The sequence below is a fragment of the Mycobacterium sp. NTMscope_MAC_12 genome, from assembly GCF_976985675.1.
This window is the reverse complement of record NZ_CDRJYY010000001.1, coordinates 2969293-2995031: the sequence shown is the minus strand read 5'-3', so window position 1 is coordinate 2995031 and position 25739 is coordinate 2969293. Positions and strand designations below refer to the sequence as shown.

Sequence of the window (25739 nt, the reverse complement as noted above, 5' to 3'; positions counted from 1 at the left end):
CAATGTGCCCATCAACTGAAACTTCCGACGTGCATAGCGAATTCGCAGCACGAGTGCTGCGGAACCTATTGCGCCACATCGAAGATGAGAACAGACGAGGAAGCAAGCCGTTCCTGGTCTCACATGCGTGGACCGACGGACCAACGATGTACCTCGTGTACGCGGCGCCGCCATCGGACAGAATTTGGGGGCTCGTGCGCGACACCAGGGAGTCGATCATCGACCCTGGCCCTTGGCCGGATGTCGAGGAGGCGGCGCGTTACTACTATCTCCTGGATCTGGAAGAGGGCCAGCCATGGGGTTCTTTCCGTCGGCCGGGGGAATCGGACGGAATCGTGTGGGACGGCTTTCCCCTCGAACAAGATCTACCTGTGCGCCCGTCGGACATCCGCGACGAGTATCGATACACGCCACCACCAGGAACCTTGTCTGGGGAGCATTGCCAAGATCAAGGTCGCCCCGTCACGGAACCGCGCCTGTACGGGAATCCCCTATGAGCGCGCCGGCTCGTAAAGACCAGCTCCAACGCACTTGTCGGTGAGCGCCTCTACCCTGGTGGCATGGCATTTGCCACGGAACATCCAGTAGTCGCTCATTCGGAATATCGCCCGGCGGAAGAGGCCGTGGCGGGGTTGGTGCGCGTCGGCGGCCGCTTCGAAGTGGTCAGCCCGCACGATCCTGCGGGGGACCAGCCGGCGGCCATCGACGAGCTGGAGCGCCGGATCAGGGCGGGGGAGCGCGACGTGGTGCTGCTCGGCGCCACCGGCACCGGGAAGTCGGCCACCACCGCCTGGCTCATCGAGCGGCTGCAGCGGCCGACCCTGGTGATGGCGCCCAACAAGACGCTGGCCGCCCAGCTGGCCAACGAGTTGCGGGAGATGTTGCCGCACAACGCCGTTGAGTACTTCGTGTCGTACTACGACTACTACCAGCCCGAGGCGTACATCGCGCAGACCGACACCTACATCGAGAAGGACAGCTCGATCAACGACGACGTGGAGCGGTTGAGGCACTCCGCGACGTCGTCGCTGCTGTCGCGGCGCGACGTGGTCGTGGTGGCGTCGGTGTCGTGCATCTACGGCTTGGGCACACCGCAGTCGTACCTGGACCGCTCGGTGGAGCTGCGGGTCGGCAACGAGGTGCCCCGGGACGGGCTGCTGCGGCTGCTGGTCGACGTCCAGTACACCCGCAACGACCTGTCCTTCACCCGCGGTTCGTTTCGGGTGCGCGGTGACACGGTGGAGATCATCCCGTCCTACGAAGAGCTGGCGGTGCGCATCGAGTTCTTCGGCGACGAGATCGAGGCGCTGTATTACCTGCACCCGCTGACGGGCGACGTGATCCGCCAGGTCGACTCGCTGCGCATCTTCCCGGCCACCCACTACGTGGCCGGTCCCGAGCGGATGGCCCACGCCATCTCGACGATCGAGGAGGAACTGGCCGCCCGGCTGGCCGAGCTGGAGGGCCAGGGCAAGCTGCTCGAGGCGCAGCGCCTGAGGATGCGCACCAACTACGACATTGAGATGATGCGCCAGGTCGGGTTCTGCTCGGGCATCGAGAACTACTCGCGCCACATCGACGGCCGGGGGGCGGGCTCGCCGCCGGCGACCCTGCTCGACTACTTCCCGGAAGACTTCCTGATGGTCATCGACGAGTCGCACGTCACCGTGCCGCAGATCGGCGGCATGTACGAGGGCGACATGTCGCGCAAGCGCAACCTGGTCGAATACGGGTTCCGGTTGCCGTCGGCGTGCGATAACCGCCCGCTCACGTGGGAGGAGTTCGCCGACCGCATCGGGCAGACGGTGTATCTGTCGGCCACCCCGGGCCCCTACGAGCTCAGCCAGTCCGGTGGCGAGTTCGTCGAGCAGGTCATCCGGCCCACCGGTCTGGTGGACCCGAAGGTGGTGGTCAAGCCGACCAAGGGGCAGATCGACGACCTGATCGGCGAGATCCGCAAGCGCACCGACGCCGACCAGCGCGTGCTGGTCACGACGCTCACCAAGAAGATGGCCGAGGACCTCACCGACTACCTGCTCGAGATGGGGATCCGGGTGCGCTATCTGCACTCGGAGGTCGACACGCTGCGCCGGGTGGAATTGTTGCGCCAGCTGCGGCTCGGCGAGTACGACGTGCTGGTCGGCATCAACCTGCTGCGCGAGGGCCTGGACCTGCCCGAGGTGTCGCTCGTCGCCATCCTGGATGCCGACAAAGAGGGGTTCCTGCGGTCGGCGCGCAGCCTGATCCAAACCATCGGCCGCGCCGCCCGCAACGTCTCCGGCGAAGTGCACATGTACGCCGACACGATCACCGACTCGATGAAGGAGGCGATCGACGAGACCGAACGGCGCCGGGCGAAGCAGGTCGCCTACAACGAGGCCCACGGGATCGACCCGCAACCGCTGCGCAAGAAGATCGCCGACATCCTCGACCAGGTCTATCGCGAGGCGGACGACAGCGAAACGGTGGAGATCGGCGGGTCAGGGCGCAATGCGTCCCGCGGTCGACGCGCACAGGGCGAGCCGGGCCGCGCGGTCAGCGCCGGGGTGTTCGAGGGGCGCGACACCGCGAGCATGCCCCGCGCCGAGCTGGCCGACCTGATCAAGGACCTGACCGCGCAGATGATGGCCGCCGCCCGCGACCTGCAGTTCGAGCTGGCCGCCCGGTTCCGGGACGAGATCGCCGACCTCAAGAAGGAGCTGCGCGGGATGGACGCCGCCGGCCTGAAATGAGTTTGCTGGCAACCGATCTCCGGCCGGTATCCCCGCCGCACCCCATACGGTAGAGGGGTGACCGACGCGGCGACTATCACCGGCGGCTGGCGAGAGCTGCTGGGCGCCAGGTATCTGAGGACGTCAATCCTGTTGGCCGGCGGGGTAGCGCTTTACGCCACCAACGAGTTCCTGACCACCAGCTTGTTGCCCAACACCATCGCCGAGATCGGCGGAAGCCGGCTCTACGCGTGGGTGACGACGCTGTACCTGGTCGGGTCGGTGGTCGCGGCGACGATGGTCAATCCGATGCTGCTGCGCGTCGGGGCGCGGTCGTCGTATTTGTTCGGACTCGCCGTGTTCGGCATCGCCAGCCTGGTTTGTGCCGCCGCGCCCACCATGCATGTTTTGATTGCTGGGCGGGCGATGCAGGGGGTGGCCGGGGGGCTGCTGGCGGGCCTGGGCTATGCGGTGATCAACTCCGCGTTGCCCCGCTGGCTGTGGACGCGGGGCTCGGCGCTGGTGTCGGCGATGTGGGGCGTGGCGACCGTGGTGGGCCCGACGACGGGCGGCCTGTTCGCACAGTTCGGGATCTGGCGGTGGGCGTTTGTCGCGATGGCCGTCCTGACCGTCCTGATGGCGATGCTGGTGCCCGTCGCGCTGGCCCGCGTCGACCCGACGAACGGCATCCCGCGGATGAAGGTGCCCGTGTGGTCGCTGCTGATCATCGGTGTGGCCGCACTCGCCGTCAGCGCCGCGCAGATTCCGCGCAACACCGTCGCGACGTACGGGCTGCTCGCGGCCGGCATCCTGCTTGTCGTCCTGTTCGTGATCGTCGACTGGCGCATGCACGCGGCCATCCTGCCGCCCAGCGTGTTCTCTCCCGGGCCGTTGAAGTGGATCTATCTGACCATGGGCGTCCTGATGGGCGCGGCGATGGTGAACACGTACGTGCCGCTGTTCGGGCAGCGGTTGGCCCATCTGACGCCGATCGCGGCCGGATTCCTGGGCGCCGCGCTCGCCCTCGGGTGGACGGTCAGCGAAATCGTCAGCGCCTCGCTGGAAAACCCCCGGACGATCGGGCGGGTGGTCATGGTGGCGCCGCTGGTGGCGGCGTCCGGCCTGGCGCTGGGGGCGGTGGCCCGGCACGGCGACGGGTCCGCCTGGACCGCCGCGCTGTGGGCGGTGGCCCTGCTGGTCGCCGGCGTCGGGATCGGGATGGCCTGGCCGCACCTGTCGGCCCGCGCGATGGCCAGCGTCGACGATCCCGCGGAGGGCGGCGCCGCCTCGGCGGCGATCAACACCGTCCAGCTGACCTCCGCGGCGATCGGCGCCGGGCTGGCCGGCGTCGTCGTCAACACCGCCACCGGCGGCGAGGCGATGGCGGCCCACCTGCTGTTCACGGTCTTCACCGCGTTGAGCGCCGCCGGTGTGGCGGTGTCGTACGCCGCGACCCGCGCCACGCGCCAGGCGCGGCCGGTCGTCAGCGTGGGCTGAGCCGCTCGGCGATCACCGCGTGGACTTGACCACCTGCGAGTAGTGGAATTGCCAGCGCTCGACAATGTGGAAGCCGAGGTAGCCCGGGAATCGGTACGCCGGGGCGCGCCCGAATGCGCTTCCGGGCGGCAGCGAATGTCCCGATTGGTGATCGGGCAGCGACGCGTCTTTGTTGGTAATGGTCCAGATGGTCGAGCATTTGTTGATTTTGGCCGTGGTCAGCCATACGGCGACGTGGCCGTCCCACAGCGAGCCGACCTTCGGGCCGTACACACCGCGCTCGACGTCGATCAGCGACCGGAAGGCCGCTGGCCGGGTGGCCAGCAGCGCCCGGATCGGGCCGGGCCGCCACGGCACGGTGTTGTCCACCATCAGGCAGTCGCCGGGGGCGGCGTGTGAGGCGATCAGGTCGGCGACCTGGCTGTAGTCCCAGCCCTCCTTGGCGTACGGCCAACGCTGGACGAACAGGTAATTCGGCACCGCGGCGATGGCGAACAGCAGCACCGCGGCGATTATGAGCCAGGACCGGCGCGCCAGCGTGGTGATACAGACGGCCAGGACGATGGCCATCGCGGGCGCGGTGAAGATCAGATAGCGCGGGTAGTAGATCGGTTCGCTGACGGCCGAATAGATGACGATGAGCGCGGTCGGAATGACCATCCACGCCGCGCAGAGCATCAGCAAGCGGCGCGGGTCGCCGGCCGGGGCCGGCGCACCGGCCAGCCGGGACAGCGCCGCCGCGACGATCAGCACCGCGCTCAGCACGGCAACAGCGACGCTGTGGTCGAAGTACTGCCGCAGGATGATGTCGAAGCCGTAATGCCAGCTCACCGGGTAGATCCAGCCGACCTGCCACACCTGGCCATGAGCGAACAGCGCGAACGGAACCATGGCCCCGACCGCGACGGCCGAACTGCCGGCCCACCACAAGACCGGGGACCTGCGGGCCCCCGCGGGGAGCAGCAGGGGCAGGATCGCGCCGTACACCGGCACCAGCAACACCAGGTTGACGTTCAGCAGGATCGACAGCATCAATCCCAGCGCGTAGCAAATCCACCAATTCGGCCTGTTGCGCCGGACGGCGGCCACGAACAACACCGTCAGCCACATCGACGCGGCCGCCACGAAGCCATACGAACGCGCCTCCATGCCGGCCCACGTCGTGCGGGGCAGGATGGCGAAGACGACGCCGGCGCACACCGCCGTCGACCGCGTCGCGAACCGCTTGGTGAACACCGTGACCCCGGCGGCGGCGGCGCCCACTGCCAGCGCGCTGGGCAGCCGCGAGAAGAACTCGGTGGGCGGAAACAGCGCGAACCAACCGTGCATCACCAGGTAATACAGCCCATGCACGGCGTCGATGTGGCCCAGCAGCCGCCACAGCTCGGGCAGCGTCCGGCTCGCCGCGGCCGAGATCGTGGCCCCCTCGTCGAACCACAGCGACGGCCGGCAGGCCCAGGCGGCGCTGACGGCGGAGGCGAACAGGGCGATCGCCCACGGGTCGAGCAACCTGCCGCGGGGGCGCTCGGCGACGGGTTTGTCGACAACATCCCCGGCGCGCGGCTCGAAAATCGGCTCGAGGGTGGGCATGGACATGATGATTGTTACTGTAGGGCGCGGCCGGTCGGGCCGGTCACAAACAGCACCCGCCGCATTCGCAGTTCACGCCCGTATTCACGAAAAGCGGCGTCATGCAATGCTTTCCGTTATCGGCCCGAGCATGCGATTGTTTCGTCATTGTCGATATTGTCCGTTGGCGCAGCCAGACGCCGCAAATCGCGGGTGCGCCACGCCACACCGTGTCGTTCATCTATCTCCTCTGCATCGAGCAAACGCGATACTGTCTTGGGTTGGCTGACCAACCGAAACTGGGAGGGTAAATGGGCGCCTATCGGACTGTGGTGGTAGGAACCGATGGCTCGGACTCGTCGATGCGCGCGGTGGAGAAGGCGGCGCAGATCGCCGGGCCGGACGCCAAGCTGATCGTGGCCTCGGCGTACTTGCCCCAACATGAGGACGCCCGGGCCGCCGACGCCCTCCGGGACGAAAGCTACAAGGTTTCGGGCACCGCGCCGATTTACGCGATTCTGCGCGACGCCAAGGACCGCGCCCAGGCGGCCGGTGCGCAAAACATCGATGAGCGCCCGATCGTGGGGGCGCCGGTCGACGCGCTGGTGCATCTCGCCGAGGAAGAGCACGCTGACCTGCTCGTGGTCGGCAACGTCGGTCTGAGCACCATCGCCGGCCGGCTGCTGGGATCGGTGCCGGCCAACGTGTCGCGGCGGGCCAAGACCGACGTCCTGATCGTGCACACCACGACGTAGAAGCCCGGCCTGCCGGCGACTACCAGCCCCGCGCCCGCCATTCGCTCAGGTGGGGGCGCTCGGCGCCCAACACCGTGTCGTCGCCGTGGCCGGGGTAGATGACGGTCGAGTCGTCATACACGTCGAACACCCGGGTGGTGACGTCGTCGAGCAGCTGCTCGAAATCGCCGGGCTGCCAAGTTTTGCCGACGCCGCCCGGGAACAGGCAGTCGCCGGTGAACAACTGCGTGACCCCGCCGGTCGCGGGTCCGTCGAGGGCCAGCGCGATCGATCCGGGGGTGTGACCCCGCAGGTGGATGACGTCGAAGTTCAGCTGGCCGATCCGCACCGTGTCACCGCCCGCCAGCAAACGGTCCGGCTTGACCGGCAGCGCCTCGGCGTCGATTTCGTTGGCGGCGGTCGGCGCGCCAGTCGCTTTGGCCACGGCGTCCAGGGCCTGCCAGTGGTCGAAGTGCTGATGGCTGGTCACGATCAACGACACCTTCGGCGCGTTCTGCCGGATGAGGCCGATCAGGTCGTCGGCATCGTTGGCGGCGTCGATGAGCAGTGTTTCGCCGGTGGCGGAACACGTCACCAGATAAGCATTGTTGTCCACGGGGCCCACCGACGCCTTTATGATCGTGGCGCCGGGTAGGGTCCGGCGGGCCGCGGTACCAGGGTCGACGTGTCCCGTGTAGTTGTCGACGAGCTTGTCAGTGGGGCCGTCCTGGGCAGTCATAGCGGCCACGTTACTGGTCACACGCTGCTTGTCGGTATGGACACATAGCATGGAATGCGCCGTGCGCAATTCCGATCCGGATCGGCTTTGCGGCTACGGAAAGTTGCCGATAGTTCCTGAGAGGGGCAGCGTTGGCTGACCGTCTGATCATCAAGGGCGCCCGCGAGCACAACCTGCGCGGCGTCGACCTCGACCTGCCCCGCGACGCGCTGATCGTCTTCACCGGGCTGTCGGGTTCGGGCAAGTCGTCGCTGGCCTTCGACACGATTTTCGCCGAGGGGCAGCGGCGCTACGTGGAGTCGCTGTCGGCCTACGCCCGCCAGTTCCTCGGGCAGATGGACAAGCCGGACGTGGACTTCATCGAGGGCCTTTCCCCGGCGGTGTCCATCGACCAGAAGTCCACCAACCGCAATCCGAGGTCGACGGTCGGCACCATCACCGAGGTCTACGACTACCTGCGGTTGCTGTACGCGCGCGCGGGCACCCCGCACTGCCCGGTGTGTGGTGAGCGGATCGCCCGCCAGACCCCGCAGCAAATCGTGGACCAGGTGCTGGCGATGCCGGAGGGCACCCGGTTCCAGGTGCTCGCCCCGGTGGTGCGCACCCGCAAGGGCGAGTTCGCCGACCTCTTCGAGAAGCTCAACGCCCAGGGCTACAGCCGGGTCCGGGTCGACGGCGTCGTGCATCCGCTGACCGATCCGCCGAAGCTGAAGAAGCAGGAGAAGCACGACATCGAGGTGGTGGTGGACCGCCTCACCGTGAAGGCCAGCGCCAAGCAGCGGCTCACCGACTCGGTGGAAACCGCGCTGAATCTGGCCGACGGCATCGTGGTGCTCGAGTTCGTCGATCACGAGCACGACGCCCACAATCGCGAGCAGCGGTTCTCCGAGAAGCTGGCCTGCCCCAACGGCCACGCGCTGGCCGTCGACGACCTGGAGCCGCGGTCGTTCTCGTTCAACTCGCCGTACGGCGCCTGCCCCGAGTGCAGCGGGCTGGGCATCCGCAAGGAGGTCGACCCCGACCTGGTGGTGCCCGACCCCGAGCGCACCCTGGCCGAGGGCGCGGTGGCGCCGTGGTCGACGGGCCACACGGGGGAGTACTTCACCCGGATGATGGCCGGGCTCGGTGACGAGCTGGGCTTCGACGTCGACACCCCGTGGCGCAAGCTGCCGGCCAAGGCCCGCAAGGCGATCCTCGAGGGCTCCGACCATCAGGTGCACGTGCGGTACCGCAACCGGTACGGCCGAACCCGGTCGTACTACGCCGATTTCGAGGGCGTGCTGGCGTTTTTGCAGCGCAAGATGGCGCAGACCGAATCCGAGCAGATGAAGGAACGCTACGAGGGCTTCATGCGCGACGTGCCGTGCCCGGTCTGCGAGGGCACCCGGCTCAAGCCGGAGATCCTGGCCGTGTCGTTGAGCGCGGGGAATCGCGGCAAGAAGTCCATCGCCGAGGTCTGTGAGCTGTCGATCTCCGATTGCGCCGACTTCCTCAACACCCTCACCCTTGGGCCGCGCGAACAGGCGATCGCCGGGCAGGTGCTCAAGGAAATCCAGTCGCGCCTGGGCTTTTTGCTCGACGTCGGGCTGGAATATCTGTCGCTGTCCCGTGCGGCGGCCACGCTGTCCGGCGGTGAGGCGCAACGCATTCGGCTGGCCACCCAGATCGGGTCCGGTCTGGTGGGCGTGCTCTACGTGCTCGACGAGCCGTCCATCGGGCTGCATCAGCGCGACAACCGTCGCCTCATCGAAACCCTTACTCGCCTAAGGGGTTTGGGCAACACGCTGATTGTCGTCGAGCACGACGAGGACACCATCGCGCACGCCGACTGGATCGTGGACATCGGCCCGCGGGCCGGCGAGCACGGCGGCCAGATTGTGCACAGCGGCACCTACAGCGAGCTGCTGGCCAACAAGGACTCGATCACGGGCGCCTACCTGTCGGGCAAGGAAAGCATCGAGATGCCGGCGATCCGGCGTCCCGTCGACCGGCGCCGTCAGCTCACCGTCGTCGGCGCCCGCGAGCACAACCTGCGCGGCATCGACGTCTCGTTCCCGCTCGGGGTGCTCACGTCGGTGACCGGCGTGTCCGGGTCCGGCAAGTCGACTCTGGTCAACGACATCCTCGCGGCGGTGCTGGCCAACCGGCTCAACGGCGCCCGGCAGGTTCCCGGGCGTCACACCCGGGTCACCGGGCTTGACCACCTGGACAAGCTGGTGCGGGTGGACCAGTCGCCGATCGGGCGCACGCCGCGGTCGAATCCGGCCACCTACACCGGCGTGTTCGACAAGATCCGCACCCTGTTCGCCGCCACCACCGAGGCCAAAGTCCGTGGCTACCAACCGGGCCGGTTCTCGTTCAACGTCAAGGGCGGCCGCTGCGAAGCGTGCACCGGTGACGGCACCATCAAGATCGAGATGAACTTTTTGCCCGACGTGTACGTCCCGTGCGAGGTGTGTCATGGCGCCCGGTACAACCGGGAAACCCTCGAGGTGCACTACAAGGGCAAGACCATCTCCGAGGTGCTGGACATGTCCATCGAGGAGGCGGCCGAATTCTTCGAGCCGATCACCGGCATCCACCGCTATCTGCGCACCCTGGTCGACGTCGGCCTCGGTTATGTGCGGCTCGGCCAGCCGGCGCCGACGCTGTCCGGCGGCGAGGCGCAGCGCGTCAAACTGGCCGCCGAACTGCAGAAGCGCTCCACCGGACGCACCATCTACATCCTCGACGAGCCCACCACGGGGCTGCATTTCGACGACATCCGCAAGCTGCTCAAGGTCATCAACGGCCTTGTCGACAAGGGCAATACGGTCATCGTCATCGAACACAACCTGGACGTCATCAAGACCTCGGACTGGATCGTCGACATGGGCCCGGAAGGCGGCGCCGAGGGCGGAACCGTTGTCGCGGAAGGCACTCCGGAGGACGTCGCGGCGGTGCCCGAGAGCTACACCGGGAAGTTCCTCGCCGAGGTCATCGGGCGCAGCGCACCGCCGGCCAGCGCTCCCGCGCGCCGATCGACCCGGCGCCGCAAAGCCACCGCCTGAGCCCGTTTTCGCGGTAGCGGCCGATAGCGTTGTCGGGCAAGGCATCTGGCAAATCCCTCAACGGCCGCGTAGCCCCCGCGTTCCTCACGCGTCGCCGTCCCGTCGCATCGACTCGCGGATCTGGGCCAGCCGCTCGGCCGCGGCGCGCCGGCGTTCGTCGTACTCGTCCTCGACCGAGCGCCCCTCGGGTGACTCCGCATCGAGTTCGGCGGAGCCTTGTGCCGTCGAGTACCTCGCCTCAATCTTGTCGCGCACGGACTCGAACGTAGGCACACCGGCGTCGTCGTATCCGGCATCGGCGACGCCTTCAGTGGTCGGTTCGTCGGGCATACCGCCACGGTACTGCGCGCAGCTGTCGAAATAGGCAACATCCGTTGTCAGTTCTTGGAGTCGCTGTGCGTCGCATTTCGGGTGCTCTAGCCGCACGCCGGCGTTAACCATAAATCGGCCCGCCGTCGCCGGTTACTGAACGGTAGCTGACGTTTTCGTCAAATCCCCTGCGCCGCTGAGCAAGCGCGCGTTGAAACTTTCACCCGCGCTGCGCGGCTGCCATTAGCTACTTATGCCACAATCTCCTTGGTTATTTGTCGCGAGTCGAATTGAGAAAGCGATTCAAGACGCGTTCAAGAAATAGTGCGGATCGCACGGTTAATAGTGGAGGCAAACCCATGGAAGCGGCTCAGCTCGAAGCAAGAGTGTTTGATGCCCCGCGGTCGGACAGTGTGTCCGGCTGGCGCGATGACGCGACGGGATGTTGGGTCGTCGCCTCCACACCGAGGGCCGAGCCCGCACTGTGGAACCAATACCTGGAAGGCGCGCTGGACAGCTATCGCAGGCACGGGCTGGATTGGGTGCTCGACGTGGACGCCATCCAGGACGGTGCGGACACGGCGCTGTTCTTCGCCGCGCTTGACCCGCAGGGGCGCGTGGTCGGGGGCACGCGCGTCGTGGGGCCCTTGCGCTCGCCGGAGGACTCGCACGCTCTGGTGGAGTGGAAAGGCAGCCCGGGCCTTTCCCTGTTGCGCCATATGATCGCCAACCGGCTTCCGTTTGGTGTTGTGGAGGTGAAAAGCGCTTGGGCCAATTCCCGCGAATATGGCAATCAGTCGCTTTCCCGAGTTTTGGCCCGCACGGCCCTGCCGACGATGACGCTGCTGGGTGCTCAATTCGTGATGGCTACCGCGGCGGCCCATGTGCTGGAGCAGTGGCAATCCTCCGGGGGCGTCGTGGCCGCGCGCGTTCCGGCAGCGGCCTATCCGAACGAAAACTACCGAACCAAAGTGATGTGGTGGGATCGGCGCACCCTTTCCACCCATGCCGAGCCGGGGCAATTCAAGCTGATGTGCGCCGAGAACGCCGAAATCCTCAGCCGCTTTTCGGCATTGGAAGAACTGACGTCTTGACAACGCGGTCCCGGTTGGCTGCGAAGTGTTCTAGGGTCGTGTCGTGCCCATCGCTGAGCCCAAGCGTGACGTCGCCGCGTCCACGGTGAAACCGGGAAGGCGGTGTCGCACAATGAGCTCCGCGCGCATAGCGGCCACGATGACGAACATCCAGACCGCAAATTTGCTCGCGATGACGTTGCGCGACTGAGCGTTACGTCGAGGTACTTCGCGAGCCGCCGCGGCTATGCCCGCCGAGGTCGACGAGAACCGGGCCCGCGACGCGCGATGTCGAGGTCGCCGGCGCGCACGGCGCCCAGCGCGATGATGCGGATCGGGGGTCGGAGACGGGCCGGTTGCCGCGAATGCCATCATTGCGGCTATGGCTTCTCGGCACACGCGATTTCGGTTCTTCTACCGGGTCGGCTTCACGCCGTGGGAGGGCCATCCGATCGGGCAGCCTCTGCGGGATCTGGTCGAGGGAACCGGTGACACACCTGCGCTTCCCAAGGGCCAGGCTCTCGACGTGGGATGTGGCACCGGAGATTGCGCCATCTACCTCGCCCAGCAGGGCTGGGAGGTCACAGGGGTCGATTACGTCGCGAAACCTCTTGAAAAGGCGCGGGCGAAGGCGCGCAACGCCGATGTCTCGGTCAATTTTGCCCGTGCCGATGTGACGCAGCTGAGTCAGTCCGGGATCGGAACGGGCTTCCAGTTGATCGTCGACAACGCTTGCATCCACAACATGAGTGGCGGCGACCGTGAGGCGTACGTCCGGGAAGTCACCGCAGTGGCGGCACCCGACGCACGGCTGTTCATTGCCGCATTCCCTCCCGGGGGCCGGTTCGGCGTGCCGGGCATTGATCACGCCGAGATCGAACGGCGCTTCGCCGCCGGCTGGACGCTGTTGTTCACGGGCGACGAGCAGGAACTCGACGATAAGAAAACCCCGGCGAATTACTACCTGTTCCAACGTCGCGCCTGAGCGACCGACCGTCTGCCCGCGTTGGGCGTTCGGCGGGTCTAAACCGCGTTTCCCGTTCCGGAAAACCGCGTGCTGGAGAAGTTCATCGGTATGACGCGTTTGGCCAGCAGCGACTCCATTGCCGCGCTGTCGAGGGGCCGCGACAGCAGAAAGCCTTGTGCGCGATGGCAGCCCAGGCTGAGCAACCTCTCGGCGGCGGCCACGGTTTCCACCCCTTCGGCCACGACATCGAGCCCGAATGCGTCAGCCAGGGCCATCGTCGAGCGCACGATCGCCAGATCGCCGGCGTTGGTATCGAGGCTCTGGACAAAACCCTTGTCGATCTTGAGCGAATCGACGGGAAGAGACTTCAGATATGTCAATACACTGTAGCCGGTGCCGAAGTCATCGATGGCGATCTGTACTCCAACGTCCTTCAACGCGAACAACGTCTGACGTGTTGCATCGATATCTTGGACCACAACGCTTTCGGTGATCTCCAGACACACGGTGCTGGGATCAAGCCCGAACTCGTCGAGGGTGGCCGCGACGGTGTCGACGATGCCGGCCGTGACGAGCTGTACGGGAGATACGTTGACCCGCAGCACCGTGCCCTCCCCGACACCGTGTGACCGCCAGAGTCCGAATTGCGCACATGCAGAGCGCATTACCAGGCGGCCGAGTTTGGCACCAAGGTTGATCGACTCCACGACCTGGATAAACGAATCAGGCATCAACAAACCCAGAGTTGGGTGTTGCCAACGAATTAACGCCTCAGTGCCGAGGATCTCGCCGGTACGCATGTCGAACTCCGGGAGATAATGGAGCACCAACGCGCCACCACCGCCCTCGATCATCCCTTCCAGATGCAGCTCAATGTCGTTGCGGATCATGTCTGTCGTAGACATCTCCGGTCGGAACGTTGCGACGTTGTTGCCGCCGGAAGCCTTCGCCGACCGGGTGGCCTGGTCGACCCGCCGTAGCAGGTCTGACGTGGTCTCGTCCCCCGGTAGGCCTGCGGCGACGCCGATACTTACGGTGCGACTGAGCATCTCACCGTCGATGGGTATTTGTTGGCGAACCCGACCGTGCAATGAGTGTGCGAACGTTTCAGCCGCCTCGACATCCATGGCCGCGGATGGCACGACGCCAAACTCGTCGCCGCCGAAGCGGGCGATGACTGATGGAACCTGGGTGGCCTCACGAAGTAACGCGGCGAACGCCTCGATAAATCGATCGCCGGCGTCTTGGCCGAGGCGACTATTGATGACCTTGAAGCGGTCAATGGCGAGGAATATGACCGAAACCGGGCCCGGCTGTCCTTTCGCCAGCCGGTTGTCGAGGTGCGCGATGAGCGCCCTGCGGTTCAGCAGCCCGGTGAGTTCATCGTGCTCAGCGAGGTAGTGGATCTGCTGCTCGGCGACGACGCGGGCCTGCAGCTGCGCGAAAAGCGCGGCGATCGCCTGTAGCGCATTGAGTTCTTCTGGTAACCATTCACGGTCTCCGAGCTTGCCGAAGGCCATCGTGCCGGTGGTGACGTCGCCGGACAGCAGCGGAACGGCAGCCAGGGAGACGGCGGGAGCTCCAGTGCCCTCTTCGATACGGTGCTGATAGTCGGCGTTCTCCGGTTCGGGGCGGACCACTTCGGGCACCTTGAGGTGTTCGGTCCGCGCGAAGATGGAGTCGGCATCGGCGAAATACACCAGGCCGATCGGGTCGGGGTCGGCGTTACGCGGCGGGAATTCGGCGATGAGGACGGTCGCGCGGATGGAGTGATCGTTGTGTCGCAGAAAGCTGAAGTCCACACCCAGGTCGCGAACCAGGTTGCCGAGCACGCGTTGGCTGATCGCGGCAGAGTCAGCCGCGGTGGCCGCCATCAACTCGGCAGCGGCAGCGGTGACCAGGTGGTCCAGGGTGCCCGACATTGCCCTAACCGTAGCGGTATCCGGTGCGCGGCGTTTGGCATTGCATAGCGCCTCTAGCAATGATTCGCTCACGTTAACGCCCGAGTGTGATCAGGGTCGCGTGGAATCGGTACCGAGAGGCGTCTCGACGAGGGAACGCGGCGCCGCCGGATGGATCCTCCGGACGGTCTGCTGACTCAGCCGTCGGAAGTTACGACCCACGACTGTTAGCTGGGTTAGCGGCGCGGACGAACGCGAGCACGGATCGGACCGCCAGCAATCATGGTGAAGTGCAACGCGAGCGGAAATTCGTCATCGAGTGAGCGAATTTCGACTCCGCGGATGAGTGTCGCCAACGCGAGCGTGACTTCGAGCATGGCGAAATGGTCGCCAATGCACGAGCGCGGTCCGCCGCCGAATGGCACGTACTGCCACCGATCGAGAGCTTTGAAGCTCTCCGGGCTGAACCGATCCGGGTCGAAGCGAAGCGGATCGTCCCAAAGCAGGGGGTCGCGTTGTACCGCCATTCTCCCGACAATGAGCATGGTGCCCTTTGGCACCCGGTAGCCGCCCACCTCGACGTCTCGGCAGGCCATGCGTGTCCCCGTGGGCGCCGGGGGGCACAGGCGCAACGATTCCCGTATCACCTGCACCGTGTAGCCAAGCTGCGGAATGTCGTCGGACGTCAGCGGCCGATCCGGCAGGGCCGTGACTTCTGCAGCCACCCGGTCCTGGCAATCGGCGTGGTGTCCCAGAGACCACAGCGCATACGTCAATGCCGTCGTCGTGGTGTCGTGGCCGGCGAAGAGGAACATCACCAGCTCGTCGCAAATCTCCTCATCAGACAACCGTTTTCCGGTCTCTGGATCCTCGGCGGCGAGGAGCGCATGGACCAAGGGTGCGACTCGCGTCGGGTCGGCGCGGCAGTCCCGCAGGATCTCCTGCGTCAGGGCGTGAAGTTTGGCGCTTGCCGCTCGCGCGCGCCGACGCGCCGGCGTGGGCAACCAGCGCGGCGCGCGTAGCGGGCGCGTCGCGCGCCTGACCGCGTAGGCCAACGCGATCCGCAATGGCTCGACGACCTCGTCGGCCCGTTGTTCCAGGTCGAGTCCGAGCACCGATCGGCCCAGCGCGCGCAACGTGATCGTGCGGCATTCGGCGTCCAAATCGATCAGGGCGTCCTCATGCCAGCCTTCGCTCACCGATTGCGCCGCCTGCTCCATGTGACCGCCGAACTCGCTCACACGCTGCTTGGTGAACACCGGCTGTAGGGTGCGCCGGCGTGGCTTCCATTGCTCGAAGGGAAGATCGGTGAGGCTGGCGCCGATGACGCGGCGTACTTGGTCGAATACCGGGGTGGTCTTGTCCACGGAATCGTCTTTGGTACTGAGGATGTCGCGGATGGCCTCCGGAGACGTCGCCAACACCATCGGGGGCATCAGCCATCGCGGCCCTAACTTGAACGACGTCACCCGCCCGCCGGCGTCACGCAGCCGTTCGGTCCCCGTGCTGAATTCCCGCACCGCCGCGAGGCGCTGACGGTAAGGCATCGGGTTCACCGGCGGCAGGGGCAAGCATTCGATTCCGTCACGTGCAAGGGCCTGAACCACGCCTACCTCCTGCGGATAATGCTGTTGCCTACGCCGGTCGAACGACCGCGCAGGCCGAAAGCTTTCCGGCCCCCGCTGACCGGACAAGTATTCCAGGACGTTCGTTTCGACGCAGCGAAATTCAACGGGACGCCAGTGCAGACTGCGCAGACAGGTTAATAATCATCTACGACACTTCGGCCGGGTATCTGACTGCCGCCAGAGCCTGACGAGAAATCGATCACGCGGACCCATGAAAGGTTGAGGGTGAAGAGAATTCGGCCGCTATGGCGAATGCCTGGGATCGTTTTGCGTGAGCGGTCGCATCCGCCGGGGCGGGAGCGCGTTCCTGAGCCGATGGTGGTGGACGGTCCGGAGTCCGTCGCACAGTTCCACTCTGGTGGTGCATCCAACCCCGGCATGTGCGCGGTGTACGACTTGTGTGCGCGCGCGCTTGACGCGCTGCTGCCACCCGGAGGCCACTTGCTGGATCTCGGCGTCGGCTCCGGCCGTGCGCTCAGTGCCGTCCTGCGCCGACGGCCCGACATCCGGGCCACCGCCGTCGATCTCGCCCCCAACATGCTGTCCACGGCGCGGGAGCTGTTCGACGCCGAAGGCCTCGGAGAACGTGTCGAACTGCGCCTGGAGGACATCACGGCGTTGCCGGAACGGGTTTCAACCGGTCCGTGGGACGCCGTCTCGTGCATGTGGACACTGCATCAGCTACCGGATGTCGACACGCTGCGCGGCGCCCTTGGGCAGATCGCTGCCATCCAACGCCGCAGCGGGGCCGCAATATGGATTTCCGATTTTCAGCGCCTCCGGGACCCGGCGGCCGCCCCCAAGATGCTGGAGATCGCCGACCCCGCCTCGCCCGCCGTCCTGCGCCAAGATGCCATTGCGAGCGAGGCGGCGGCGTTCACCATCGCGGAACTGTCGAAAGAGCTTGCCGCAGCGGGTCTGCAAGGCATGCACTGCGGTCATTCGACACCGGTGCCCTACCTGCAGGCGTACTGGATGTTCGGCGCGCGCGGCGAACCGAACGCGCTGACTGGCACGCGTGATCCCCGGCTGAGCCGTCAAGCCCGCCGCGAGTCGGCTTTGTTGCGATGGGGATTCACGGCGAAACCGTTCTGAGGTCCGATGGCCCCAGGCGTTCGTTACGCGACGGGCGCATCAGGGCGGCCCAGAGCGGACCCGGCTCGGGCTGCGGCGACTGGACACCGACGGTGGCGGCGCGGAGGTCAAGCGCAAGACCAGCACGATCGATTCCTCTGGATCGGTCGCGATGAGGCGCACAAAATCGTCTTGTAATCGCGCTAATTCGCCGGCGAAGCCAGCCGATAACTCATTGAGATCGGCAGCGCTTCGCGCATGCAGAAAGACCGGCGACAGCGGCCTGACAGCGAGGCCTTCGCGCTGGGCGACGATCCATACCGCCTCAACGGCCGACCCGCCGCGGGCGTAGTCGCTCAGGCACCCCCCGGTCACGGTGAGCACCGCCAGCGCGGAGCTCGTGAGGACTTCGTCGCGCATGCCGTCGCCCAGCGCACTGCCGGCGTTCCATTCCGCAAGGTAAGCCATGACATCGGACCGGCGCACGATATCCATCAACGCCAAGTCGCTGGCGTCGAGTTCGAGAGATCGCACGTCGATACCCGTGTCGGGTTCTGGATCCCCGGGCCAGCGCAGTTCCGAAACCATCTCTGTGTGCAGTTGCGGCGTCAAGTACCGGATGCGGTCGGCGGCCCCGAAAATCGTTGCGGCCCGCAAAAGGTCGTCTCGCTCGGTGAGCAGGTGCAGGCGCGCGCCTTCCCGCTCGGCCGTCACGGCGAGTAACTTCGTCGTCTGATCGTCGAGTGACTGAGCTGTTCCGCGATGACGGTTGGTCTCGCGCACGAGCATCGGTTCATAAAGATCGGCCAGGGCCGGGTCGCTACCGTTTCCGAAGTGCATCGTGGCCCGCAGCGGAGACCCGGCGCCGCCTTCGGATACACTCACCGGGCCGAGCATCCCACGGGCGGCGGCGGCGATTCTCACGTTATACAATGCGGCGCCCACTGCGACAGCGCTGCCGCGGAAGCCCACGTCCATCGTCGAAGTATGTTCTGTGGCAACGCTTATGGTGAGCTCGGTCGGTTGCGCGTCGATGCGCCACGGCTGGCTGTTTCCCCCCGAGGGGGCGCGCATCGCGGCGGCGACGATCGTGTCGTCGACTGCGGGAGGTGCCGGGTTATCTCCAAGTTCGTTGTCACGCGCAGGGCGATGCTGGGCCGTTTCGACCTCGCCCAGTTGATCGAGCGCCCAGCCCGTGTCGATGCGGCACCGGCCGGATCTCAGGTTTTCGCCCAGTCCGATTCTGCGGACAGCCTCCGCCAACGCCGACGCGCCCACTATGACATCGGATGCTAGCTGGGGCCACGTCGAGAGCGACCGGTCGATCTCGATGAGCGATGCGGCAGTGCGCGGCGAGATGTGCCCGGCTTCGTCGTAACGCAGCATGTGCGGGAGCTTCTCCCGGGTACTCATGCCCGCCACCAACTCGACGTCGAGCTCGTCCAGCAATCCATGCATGATCGGACGTTCAGGGTCTTGATCGAAGCGTTCGACATCGACGCGCCCCCGGTCGCTGGTCGCCATCAACACGGGGAGATGCCTGGCACGGGCCGCCGTCCGCAAGGCGACCTTCATGTCGAGCGAATCACACTCTTCGATGGCGATGTCCAGTCCATCCAAGAACGCGTCGATGGTGTCTGCGGTAATCCCGGTGTCGAGCACGTCCACCGCCAGGTAGGGATCGAGCTCAGCAATCCTGCGCGCCGCCACGTGAGCTTTGTTCAGCCCGAGGTCGAACACAGTGGCCGGCACTCGATTCAGGTTCGATAGTTCCAAATGATCGAAATCTGCCAGCCGAAGCCGGCCACACAATCCCTGAACCGCCAAGGTGTGTGCGATGACATGGCCGACGCTAAGACCAGCGACGCCGATGGTCAGCGAGCTGAGCCGGGCTTGTTCCGCGATGGTGATGTTGTTTCTGTTGCGATCAAGCCGTAACGCCCGAAATCCACGCGGCCCCAGCACCGCAACGACGGCACGCCGCCACGGGTAGTACGCCCATCGGGTTCCTTCGCCGAGAAGTGTCGAATCCGGCGCCGGGTGGAGACCGCGCAGGTTAGCCAGTTGGGCGTCGAGTCGGTCGACGACCTCGATGGTGGGATCGGTTCGAAGACGGTCCAATACCAGACGATCGCCGGGCTCATCGGAGTCGAGAATTTGTGCGCTGTACGCGGTTACGGTGCGCTCGTCCATGGTGTTTCGTGTATAGCACCTGACCGGCGTGTCGGCCCCCGTAACGCTGCGTTTGGCCGCTCACCAGGCGATGACATCCTTATCCTGCGGCTCCGTCTGCTCGAGGAATTGCCCTCGCCGTATCAGGCTGGTGACCGCGGCGTCCCAGCGTCGCAGCTGCGGCGCGGTGAAGAACGACTCACCCAGGTAGAGCTCGATGTAGGGATGCAGAATGATGGCGCCGATGCGCAGGATGAGCGGGTTGAGTACTCCCCAGTCGGGATCCAGGTCGGGTCGGAGTTTGCCCTGTTGCCCGAACTGGTCGCCCTGGCCCGCGCTGATACCCACCAGCCCGGTGAAGATGACCGAACCCAATGCGCCACCCTCGGCGAGCGCGCGTCCGAGATAGGTCATCACGTCGGGACGTTCGACCATCAGCGCGGTCAGCCGGCGCCCGGCCTCGTTGAGATTGTCGGAGGGTGGCTCGGGCAGCGTAGCGGGTTCCAACGCCTCACTAACCGCCTGCAGGACGTACTGATCGACGGCGGCGCTCAGCGCGGCCTTGGTGCGAAAGTGGTGCTGCACCAGCCCAATCGAAACCTCTGCGGTCTCGGCAACCGCGCGCAGCGTCGTGGCAGCGATGCCGCGAACGGCAAAGCAGCTCAATGCGGCGTCGCGAATCCGCTCTTTGGGTGAGGGTTCTGCTGGAGGGGGCGGGTCGTACGGAAACAGCCGGGTGGGTCCCACGGGCGGACAATACACCCGCATCGCGTCACGATATGGCGGTATCGGATAACCATATCTCCGTATCACTGCCGCGGTTGCGTTGCGCCGCGGCCTCCGCGCGGGCACGCGCCTGACGGCCGCGCGCGGCCCGGGCGAACGGCGTTCTCGCGCACGAGGTCCCGTTACCGCGACTGCCGCTCGAGATACCGGACCATCTGCTGCCAGTACACCAGGGTCAGCGCCATCTGCACGGCGACCGCGATCAGCGCCGGCCGCAGCCGGCGGCGACGGGCGGCGAGCACCGCGCCCAATGCGGCGGCCGACGTCGTCCCGCTGACCGCTGTCGCCGCATCGCGCGGGCGGCGGCTGATCCACAGCTCCTCGCCCAGCATGGCCCGCGTCGACCATGCGCGGTGATGCGCGGGCTTGCCGAAAATGAACGGGTTCACGGCCAGCCACAACGCAATCCACACCGCGTGGCTCCATTGCCGCGTCCATGGCGGGACCAGAATCAACGGCGTGCTCGCCCAGCGGCTCCACGCGCTCCACGGATGGCAGTGCCGCGCGAAGACCGCGCGCCGAACGCGCGCAACGGATAACACCCGCGCTACCGCATCGCGGTGTTGGAATGTTCGGCCGGAACGACGACCGGGGCACCGCCGCCCGGCGCGGACGGGGTGGGCAGCGGCGTCCGCGAAATGTCCGGGGTGCCCAGCGCCCCGGCCAGCCAGGGCAGCGCGGCCGCGAACACGCGGTCCGCGAACGGCCAATCGTGCCTGCCCGGCTGCGGGACGACCGCGCAGTCGATTCCGTTGGCACGGCCGAGCGCACACAGCGAATAGGCGGCCGCGGTCTGATTGGCCGGGTTGGCGGCCGCCTCACGTCCCGCCAGACGGATGGCGCCGCTGTCGGTCAGCTGGATGTCGCGGCGCCCCGCCGCCGGGCCGTCCGACGAAATCGCGAACCACCCGGCCACGTCGCGGTACGGTCCGTGCCGGTTGATCACCGTGGACGGATCGAAAGCCGCCCAGGCGTCGGCGTTTCCGCCGAACAGCCGGGCGATGGTCTGGGCCTTGTTGCCGGCGTTGGGGAAGAAGTCGCCGGCAACATCGACGAACGCGCTGAACATGTCGGGATGCATGACGGTCAGATCCACGGCGCAGGTCCCGCCCATGGACCAGCCCGCCACGCCCCAGTTGGACCGGAGCGGGCTGACGCCGAACGCCGAAACCATATAGGGCACGACGTCTTTGGTGAGGTGGTCGGCCGCGTTGCCCCGAACCCCGTTGACGCATTCGGTGTCGTTGTTGAAGGCGCCGCCGGAGTCCACGAACACGAACACCGGCGCCTTACCGCCATGCGCGGCCGCGAAGTCATCGATCGTCTTGACAGCGTTGCCCGCACGCGTCCAGTCCGCCGGCGTGTTGAACTGCCCGCCGATCATCATCACGGTCGGCAACGGCGGCGGTGGGGAAGTGGCGAACCATTCGGGCGGCAGGTAGACGAGCTCACCACGGTGTTTGAAGTGCGACCCGTCCGAGGGGATCGCGACGGGCACCACGGTGCCGTGCGGCGGCCGGGTTCCCTTGGCGGCCATCGCGGTAACGGTCGCCTGGTCGGTCTGATCGGGCAGCGGGCCGGACGTCAGCTGGCTCCACGCGGACTGGACGGTGGGGAAGTAGCCCACCCACAGGTTGAGCGCCAGCGCCGCGCTGAGCAAGCACAACGGCACGGCCAGCAGCGCCGCGCCGCGCCGCCAGCGGCGCGCGCTGCGCCATCCCAGAACCAGCACCGCCGCCGCCATGCCCGTCAGCGCGATCCAGACCCAGAGCGCCGCCGGCGCCGGTTCCTCGGAGAGCCCATGGTCGACGATGTACCAGTGCGTCAGGTAGGCCACGGTTGCGCCGCCCAGCGCGGCCGCCGGCATCCGCACCGTGCGCCAGCGACGAGACCGCCAGCCGACCGCCGACGTCAGCACGACCGCGGCCAGCACCTGGATCGTCGTCGGCACCCAGCCATGCATCAGCGAGGTGTGACTAAGAGCCAGGAACTGCGCGGGTGCACCGTTCGTCGAGGCTGTCACGTGAGTCATTGTGATCTATTGTTTACCGGCCTGGAACCTGTTTGCCTAATGTTCGCGCACGACGGACCGAATGTTCCTGACCTCGATCAATGGGGTTTGGCCAGCGGGAACGGCAACGTCTCCCGGATGCTGCGGCCCGTTATGAGCATGACGAGGCGATCGACGCCCATCCCCAGCCCGCCGGTGGGCGGCATCGCGTATTCCATCGCCTGCAGGAAGTCTTCATCGAGCTCCATCGCTTCCGGATCGCCACCCGCGGCCAACAACGACTGCTCCTGCAGGCGGCGGCGCTGTTCCACCGGGTCGGTGAGCTCGCTGTAGGCGGTGGCCAGCTCGACACCCCACGCCACCAGGTCCCACCGTTCGGCGACGCCGGGCTCGCTGCGGTGCGGGCGGGTCAGCGGCGAGACCGATGTCGGGAAGTCGATATAGAACGTCGGTTCCTCCGTCCGGTCCTCCACCAGGTGCTCGTACAGCTCCAGCACCACCGCGCCGGCATCCCACTGCGCCCGGTACGGAATGTGCGCGGCGTCGGACAGCTTGCGCAGGGCGGCCAGCGGCGTGGACGGGTCGATGTGCTCGCCGAGCGCTTCGGAGACGGCGTCGTACACGGTCTTGACGGCCCACAGGCCGGAGATGTCGACCGGTTCGAGGCGGCCACCGGCGCCCTGGTCGCGTGGGCGCATGACGGTCTGCTCGCCGTGGGCGGCCTGCGCGGCGTTCTGGATCAGCTCGCGGCACCCGTCGATCCAGACCTTGTAGTCGGCGTGCGCCTGGTAGGCCTCCAGCAAGGTGAACTCCGGGTTGTGGCTGAAGTCGACGCCCTCGTTGCGGAAGGCCCGGCCCAACTCGAAGACCCGCTCGACGCCGCCGACGCACAACCGTTTGAGATAGAGCTCCGGCGCGATCCGCAGGAACAGGTCCATGTCGTAGGTGTTGATGTGCGTGACGAACGGCCGGGCGGTGGCGCCGCCGTGGATCTGCTGCAGGATCGGCGTCTCGACCTCGATGAACCCCTTGCCGAACAGCGTCTGCCGGACCGAGCGCAACACCTCGCTGCGCGCCGTGATCAACTCCCGCGACTCGGGATTGACCGCCAGGTCGACATATCGGGTCCGCACCCGGGCCTCCGGGTCGGTCAGTCCCTTCCACTTGTTCGGCAACGGCCGCAAGCACTTACCGATCATCCGCCAGTCGCCGACGATCAGCGAGCGGGTTCCCTTCTTGGAAAAGCCCATGTGGCCGGCGACCTCGACCAGGTCGCCGAGATCGATCGCCGCGGTGAAGTCAGCCGTTCGCCCGTGCTGCAACTGCGAATTGTCCAGCAGCACTTGCATTTCCCCCGACCAGTCACGCAGCTGGGCGAACAGCACCCCGCCGTAATCGCGTATCCGCAGGATCCGGCCGGAGACCGTGATCGCCTCCCGGTCGTCCGCATCGAGCGCCGCGGCGACGGAGTGGCTGGGCGGACAGCCCACCGGATACGCGTCGATGCCGTTGCGTCGCAACACTTTCAGCTTGGCCAGGCGCACCCGAACCTGTTCGGGCAGTCGGGACCTCGCCTCTTCCTCGTCGGCCGACTCCTGGCGTCGCTGCAGCCCGCTGACGTCGGGCGCACTCCCGTCGTGGTGCAGCAGCCCGGACTCGGCCAGCCGGGCGGGAACGGCCGGGTGATGACCGGTGTGCGGCTTGCGCCGGCCGAACGGCAGGACGAGAAAGCCCTCGGCGAGGGCCGAGGCGACCCCGACCCGCGGGATCAGGCGGGCGTCCTCGTAGCAGGCGTAGCGCGGCACCCAGTCGGGTTGGTATTTCATGTTGGAGCGATACAACGTCTCCAGCTGCCACCACCGCGAGAAGAACAGCAGGAACCCGCGCCACAGCCGGGCGACGGGGCCCGCACCGAGCTGGGCGCCCTGTTCGAATGCCGACCGGAACATCGCGAAGTTCAGCGAAATGCGGGTGATGCCAAGGGTTTCCGCGTTGAGTGCGAGATCGCTGACCATCAGCTCGATGGTGCCGTTGGGCGACTGCGGCGATCGGCGCATCAGGTCCAGGGAGACACCGGTGGTTCCCCACGGGACCAGCGACAGCATCGCGACGACGGCGCCTTCCCGGTCCAGCGCTTCGACCAGCAGGCAATCCCCGTCGGCGGGATCGCCGAGGCGGCCCAGCGCCATGGAAAAGCCGCGTTCGGTTTGGGTGTCGCGCCAGGCGTCGGCGCGGGTGATGGTGTCGGCCATCTCGTCGGCGCCGATGTCGCGGTGCCGACGGATCCGCACGGTCAGCCCCGCCCGCCGGGCCCGCGTCACGGCCTGTCGGACCCCGCGCATATCGGGGCCGGACAACTTGAAGTCCGCGGTCCGCAGGATGGCCTCGTCGCCGAGCTCGAGCGCGTTCAGGCCGGCTTCGCGATAGGTCCGCGCGCCCTGGGTGCTGGCACCCATGACGCCGGGGGCCCAGCCGTAGGTCTGGCACAGACCCAGCCAGGCGTCGGCGGCCTGGGACCACGCCCGGGGATCGCCGATCGGGTCGCCGCTGGCCAGGCAGACGCCGACCTCGACCCGATAGGTGATGGCGGCGCGCCCGCTCTGGGCGAAAACCACCGACTTGTCGCGGCGGGTGGCGAAGTAGCCCAGCGAGTCGTTCTTGCCGTACAGCTCGAGCAGCCCGCGGATGGCCGATTCGTCCTCACCGGTCAGCGCGTTCTCCGCGCGCTGAGATTGAAAGAGCACGATCGTCGCCATGATCAGCGCGAGCGCGCCGAACAGACCGAAGATCGCGTTGAGGAACACGTGCGGCCGGCCGGTGAACAGGTCCGGATCCGCGAGCGCGAACCCGACCACCCGGTTGGCCACGTAGGGCAGGCGATCCGGGCGGGCCAGCGTTCCGGGGAACAACTCGACCAGCCCCCAGGAGACCAGGATTCCCACCACATCCCCGGCCACCAGCACCCCGGCCGCCTTGACCAGCGCGCCTCTGCGGACCTTGGCCCAGAACTCCCGATAGGCCAACACCAGCAGGACGATCGCGACGATGTGCAGGGAGAACCCGAGGTTCTCGCCGAAGATCTCGGCGGCGGTGTTGTCACCGGCGGCGATATCCGCGGCATTCAGGGCGGCGGCGAGAATCATGTTGCCCAGCAACAGCAGCCAGGCGATGCGCTTACGCGCGGTCAGGGCCGCGGCCAGCAAGGCCAACACGAACGACCACGCGATGCTGGTGTCGGGGAAGTTGAACAGATAGTCGTTGATGAACTCGCGCGGGACCTTGATCAGGTACCGGATCAGCGGGGACACACTGCCCAGCAGCGACACGGTGGCGATGACACCCACGGTCCATCCGGCCGCCGCCGGCACCCAGCGATACCGCGAGTTCGCCCGGCCACGGGGCCCCGAGCTCGGCCCCGAACGGGGACCTGAACGAGGAGAAGCGAGTGTCACAGACCGCGAGGATATGCCCTCAATCCGTGAAAAGCTTGCCGAAGCGCTAAGAGTGGCGGGCACGAG

At 66.7% G+C, this 25739-nt stretch carries 17 protein-coding genes; 7 read left to right on the top strand and 10 right to left on the bottom strand.

All coding sequences use genetic code 11. The features are described from left to right. Positions 1 to 560: 560 nt before the first annotated feature. Together uvrB and AC0KS4_RS13695 are read left to right on the top strand one after the other, a co-directional pair. Positions 561 to 2732 carry an excinuclease ABC subunit UvrB gene (gene uvrB, locus AC0KS4_RS13700; RefSeq protein WP_225327496.1) on the top strand — a complete coding sequence of 724 codons (2172 nt, stop codon included), beginning with the start codon at positions 561 to 563 and terminating at the stop codon, positions 2730 to 2732. A 57-nt stretch (positions 2733 to 2789) separates the two neighbouring features. Then, complete coding sequence (locus AC0KS4_RS13695) at positions 2790 to 4208, top strand: MFS transporter (protein ID WP_238956140.1); 1419 nt, start codon at positions 2790 to 2792, stop codon at positions 4206 to 4208. A 12-nt stretch (positions 4209 to 4220) separates the two neighbouring features. Here AC0KS4_RS13695 and AC0KS4_RS13690 read toward each other — a convergent pair whose 3' ends face one another. Beyond that, the gene (locus AC0KS4_RS13690; protein WP_238956139.1) at positions 4221 to 5804 is read right to left on the bottom strand and encodes a mannosyltransferase; all 1584 of its coding nucleotides are present in this window, start codon (positions 5802 to 5804) and stop codon (positions 4221 to 4223) included. A 284-nt stretch (positions 5805 to 6088) separates the two neighbouring features. Between AC0KS4_RS13690 and AC0KS4_RS13685 the strand changes: the two genes are divergently transcribed. Further along, on the top strand, positions 6089 to 6532 hold the full coding sequence (locus AC0KS4_RS13685; protein WP_225327499.1) for a universal stress protein: 444 nt from the start codon (positions 6089 to 6091) through the stop codon (positions 6530 to 6532). A gap of 19 nt (positions 6533 to 6551) precedes the next feature. Here AC0KS4_RS13685 and AC0KS4_RS13680 read toward each other — a convergent pair whose 3' ends face one another. Beyond that, entirely contained in the window at positions 6552 to 7250 is a 699-nt protein-coding gene (locus AC0KS4_RS13680) for an MBL fold metallo-hydrolase (RefSeq protein WP_238956138.1), read from the bottom strand. A gap of 131 nt (positions 7251 to 7381) precedes the next feature. Here AC0KS4_RS13680 and uvrA point away from each other — a divergent pair, with 131 nt between their 5' ends. Further along, positions 7382 to 10300, top strand: a complete 2919-nt coding sequence (gene uvrA, locus AC0KS4_RS13675; RefSeq protein WP_225327501.1) for an excinuclease ABC subunit UvrA — start codon at positions 7382 to 7384, stop codon at positions 10298 to 10300. A gap of 84 nt (positions 10301 to 10384) precedes the next feature. Here the strand turns inward: uvrA and AC0KS4_RS13670 are convergent, their stop codons facing one another. Then, on the bottom strand, positions 10385 to 10630 hold the full coding sequence (locus AC0KS4_RS13670) for a hypothetical protein (protein ID WP_225327502.1): 246 nt from the start codon (positions 10628 to 10630) through the stop codon (positions 10385 to 10387). A gap of 338 nt (positions 10631 to 10968) precedes the next feature. Between AC0KS4_RS13670 and AC0KS4_RS13665 the strand changes: the two genes are divergently transcribed. Together AC0KS4_RS13665 and AC0KS4_RS13660 are read left to right on the top strand one after the other, a co-directional pair. Continuing rightward, positions 10969 to 11703: a hypothetical protein gene (locus AC0KS4_RS13665; RefSeq protein WP_238956137.1), complete on the top strand. Its 735-nt coding sequence runs from the start codon at positions 10969 to 10971 to the stop codon at positions 11701 to 11703. Positions 11704 to 12064: 361 nt separating this feature from the next. Then, positions 12065 to 12667, top strand: coding sequence for a class I SAM-dependent methyltransferase (locus tag AC0KS4_RS13660; protein WP_225327504.1), 603 nt, complete (start codon positions 12065 to 12067; stop codon positions 12665 to 12667). Between the two features lie 38 nt (positions 12668 to 12705). Here AC0KS4_RS13660 and AC0KS4_RS13655 read toward each other — a convergent pair whose 3' ends face one another. Together AC0KS4_RS13655 and AC0KS4_RS13650 are read right to left on the bottom strand one after the other, a co-directional pair. Next, the gene (locus AC0KS4_RS13655; protein WP_238956136.1) at positions 12706 to 14571 is read right to left on the bottom strand and encodes a putative bifunctional diguanylate cyclase/phosphodiesterase; all 1866 of its coding nucleotides are present in this window, start codon (positions 14569 to 14571) and stop codon (positions 12706 to 12708) included. A gap of 215 nt (positions 14572 to 14786) precedes the next feature. Further along, positions 14787 to 16157, bottom strand: a complete 1371-nt coding sequence (locus AC0KS4_RS13650) for a cytochrome P450 (protein ID WP_238956135.1) — start codon at positions 16155 to 16157, stop codon at positions 14787 to 14789. A gap of 273 nt (positions 16158 to 16430) precedes the next feature. On the opposite strand from AC0KS4_RS13650, the gene AC0KS4_RS13645 reads away from it, so the two are divergent. Continuing rightward, positions 16431 to 17273, top strand: coding sequence for a class I SAM-dependent methyltransferase (locus AC0KS4_RS13645; protein ID WP_238956134.1), 843 nt, complete (start codon positions 16431 to 16433; stop codon positions 17271 to 17273). A 39-nt stretch (positions 17274 to 17312) separates the two neighbouring features. On the opposite strand, the gene AC0KS4_RS13640 is transcribed toward AC0KS4_RS13645, so the two are convergent. The 5 genes from AC0KS4_RS13640 to lysX all read right to left on the bottom strand — a co-directional run bounded on the left by AC0KS4_RS13640 (position 17313) and on the right by lysX (position 25589). Continuing rightward, a complete protein-coding gene (locus AC0KS4_RS13640) occupies positions 17313 to 19445 on the bottom strand; it encodes an Rv1355c family protein (protein ID WP_238956133.1) in 2133 nt (710 codons plus the stop codon). A gap of 60 nt (positions 19446 to 19505) precedes the next feature. Beyond that, a complete protein-coding gene (locus tag AC0KS4_RS13635) occupies positions 19506 to 20171 on the bottom strand; it encodes a TetR/AcrR family transcriptional regulator (protein WP_238956132.1) in 666 nt (221 codons plus the stop codon). Positions 20172 to 20332: 161 nt separating this feature from the next. Further along, positions 20333 to 20752 (bottom strand): DUF6653 family protein, encoded by a 420-nt coding sequence (locus AC0KS4_RS13630; RefSeq protein ID WP_308193062.1) that lies wholly within the window; start codon positions 20750 to 20752, stop codon positions 20333 to 20335. Between the two features lie 5 nt (positions 20753 to 20757). Further along, positions 20758 to 22242 (bottom strand): alpha/beta hydrolase, encoded by a 1485-nt coding sequence (locus tag AC0KS4_RS13625; protein WP_238956131.1) that lies wholly within the window; start codon positions 22240 to 22242, stop codon positions 20758 to 20760. 77 nt (positions 22243 to 22319) lie between these two features. Next, positions 22320 to 25589, bottom strand: a complete 3270-nt coding sequence (gene lysX, locus AC0KS4_RS13620; RefSeq protein ID WP_238956130.1) for a bifunctional lysylphosphatidylglycerol synthetase/lysine--tRNA ligase LysX — start codon at positions 25587 to 25589, stop codon at positions 22320 to 22322. Between the last annotated feature and the right edge of the window lie 150 nt (positions 25590 to 25739).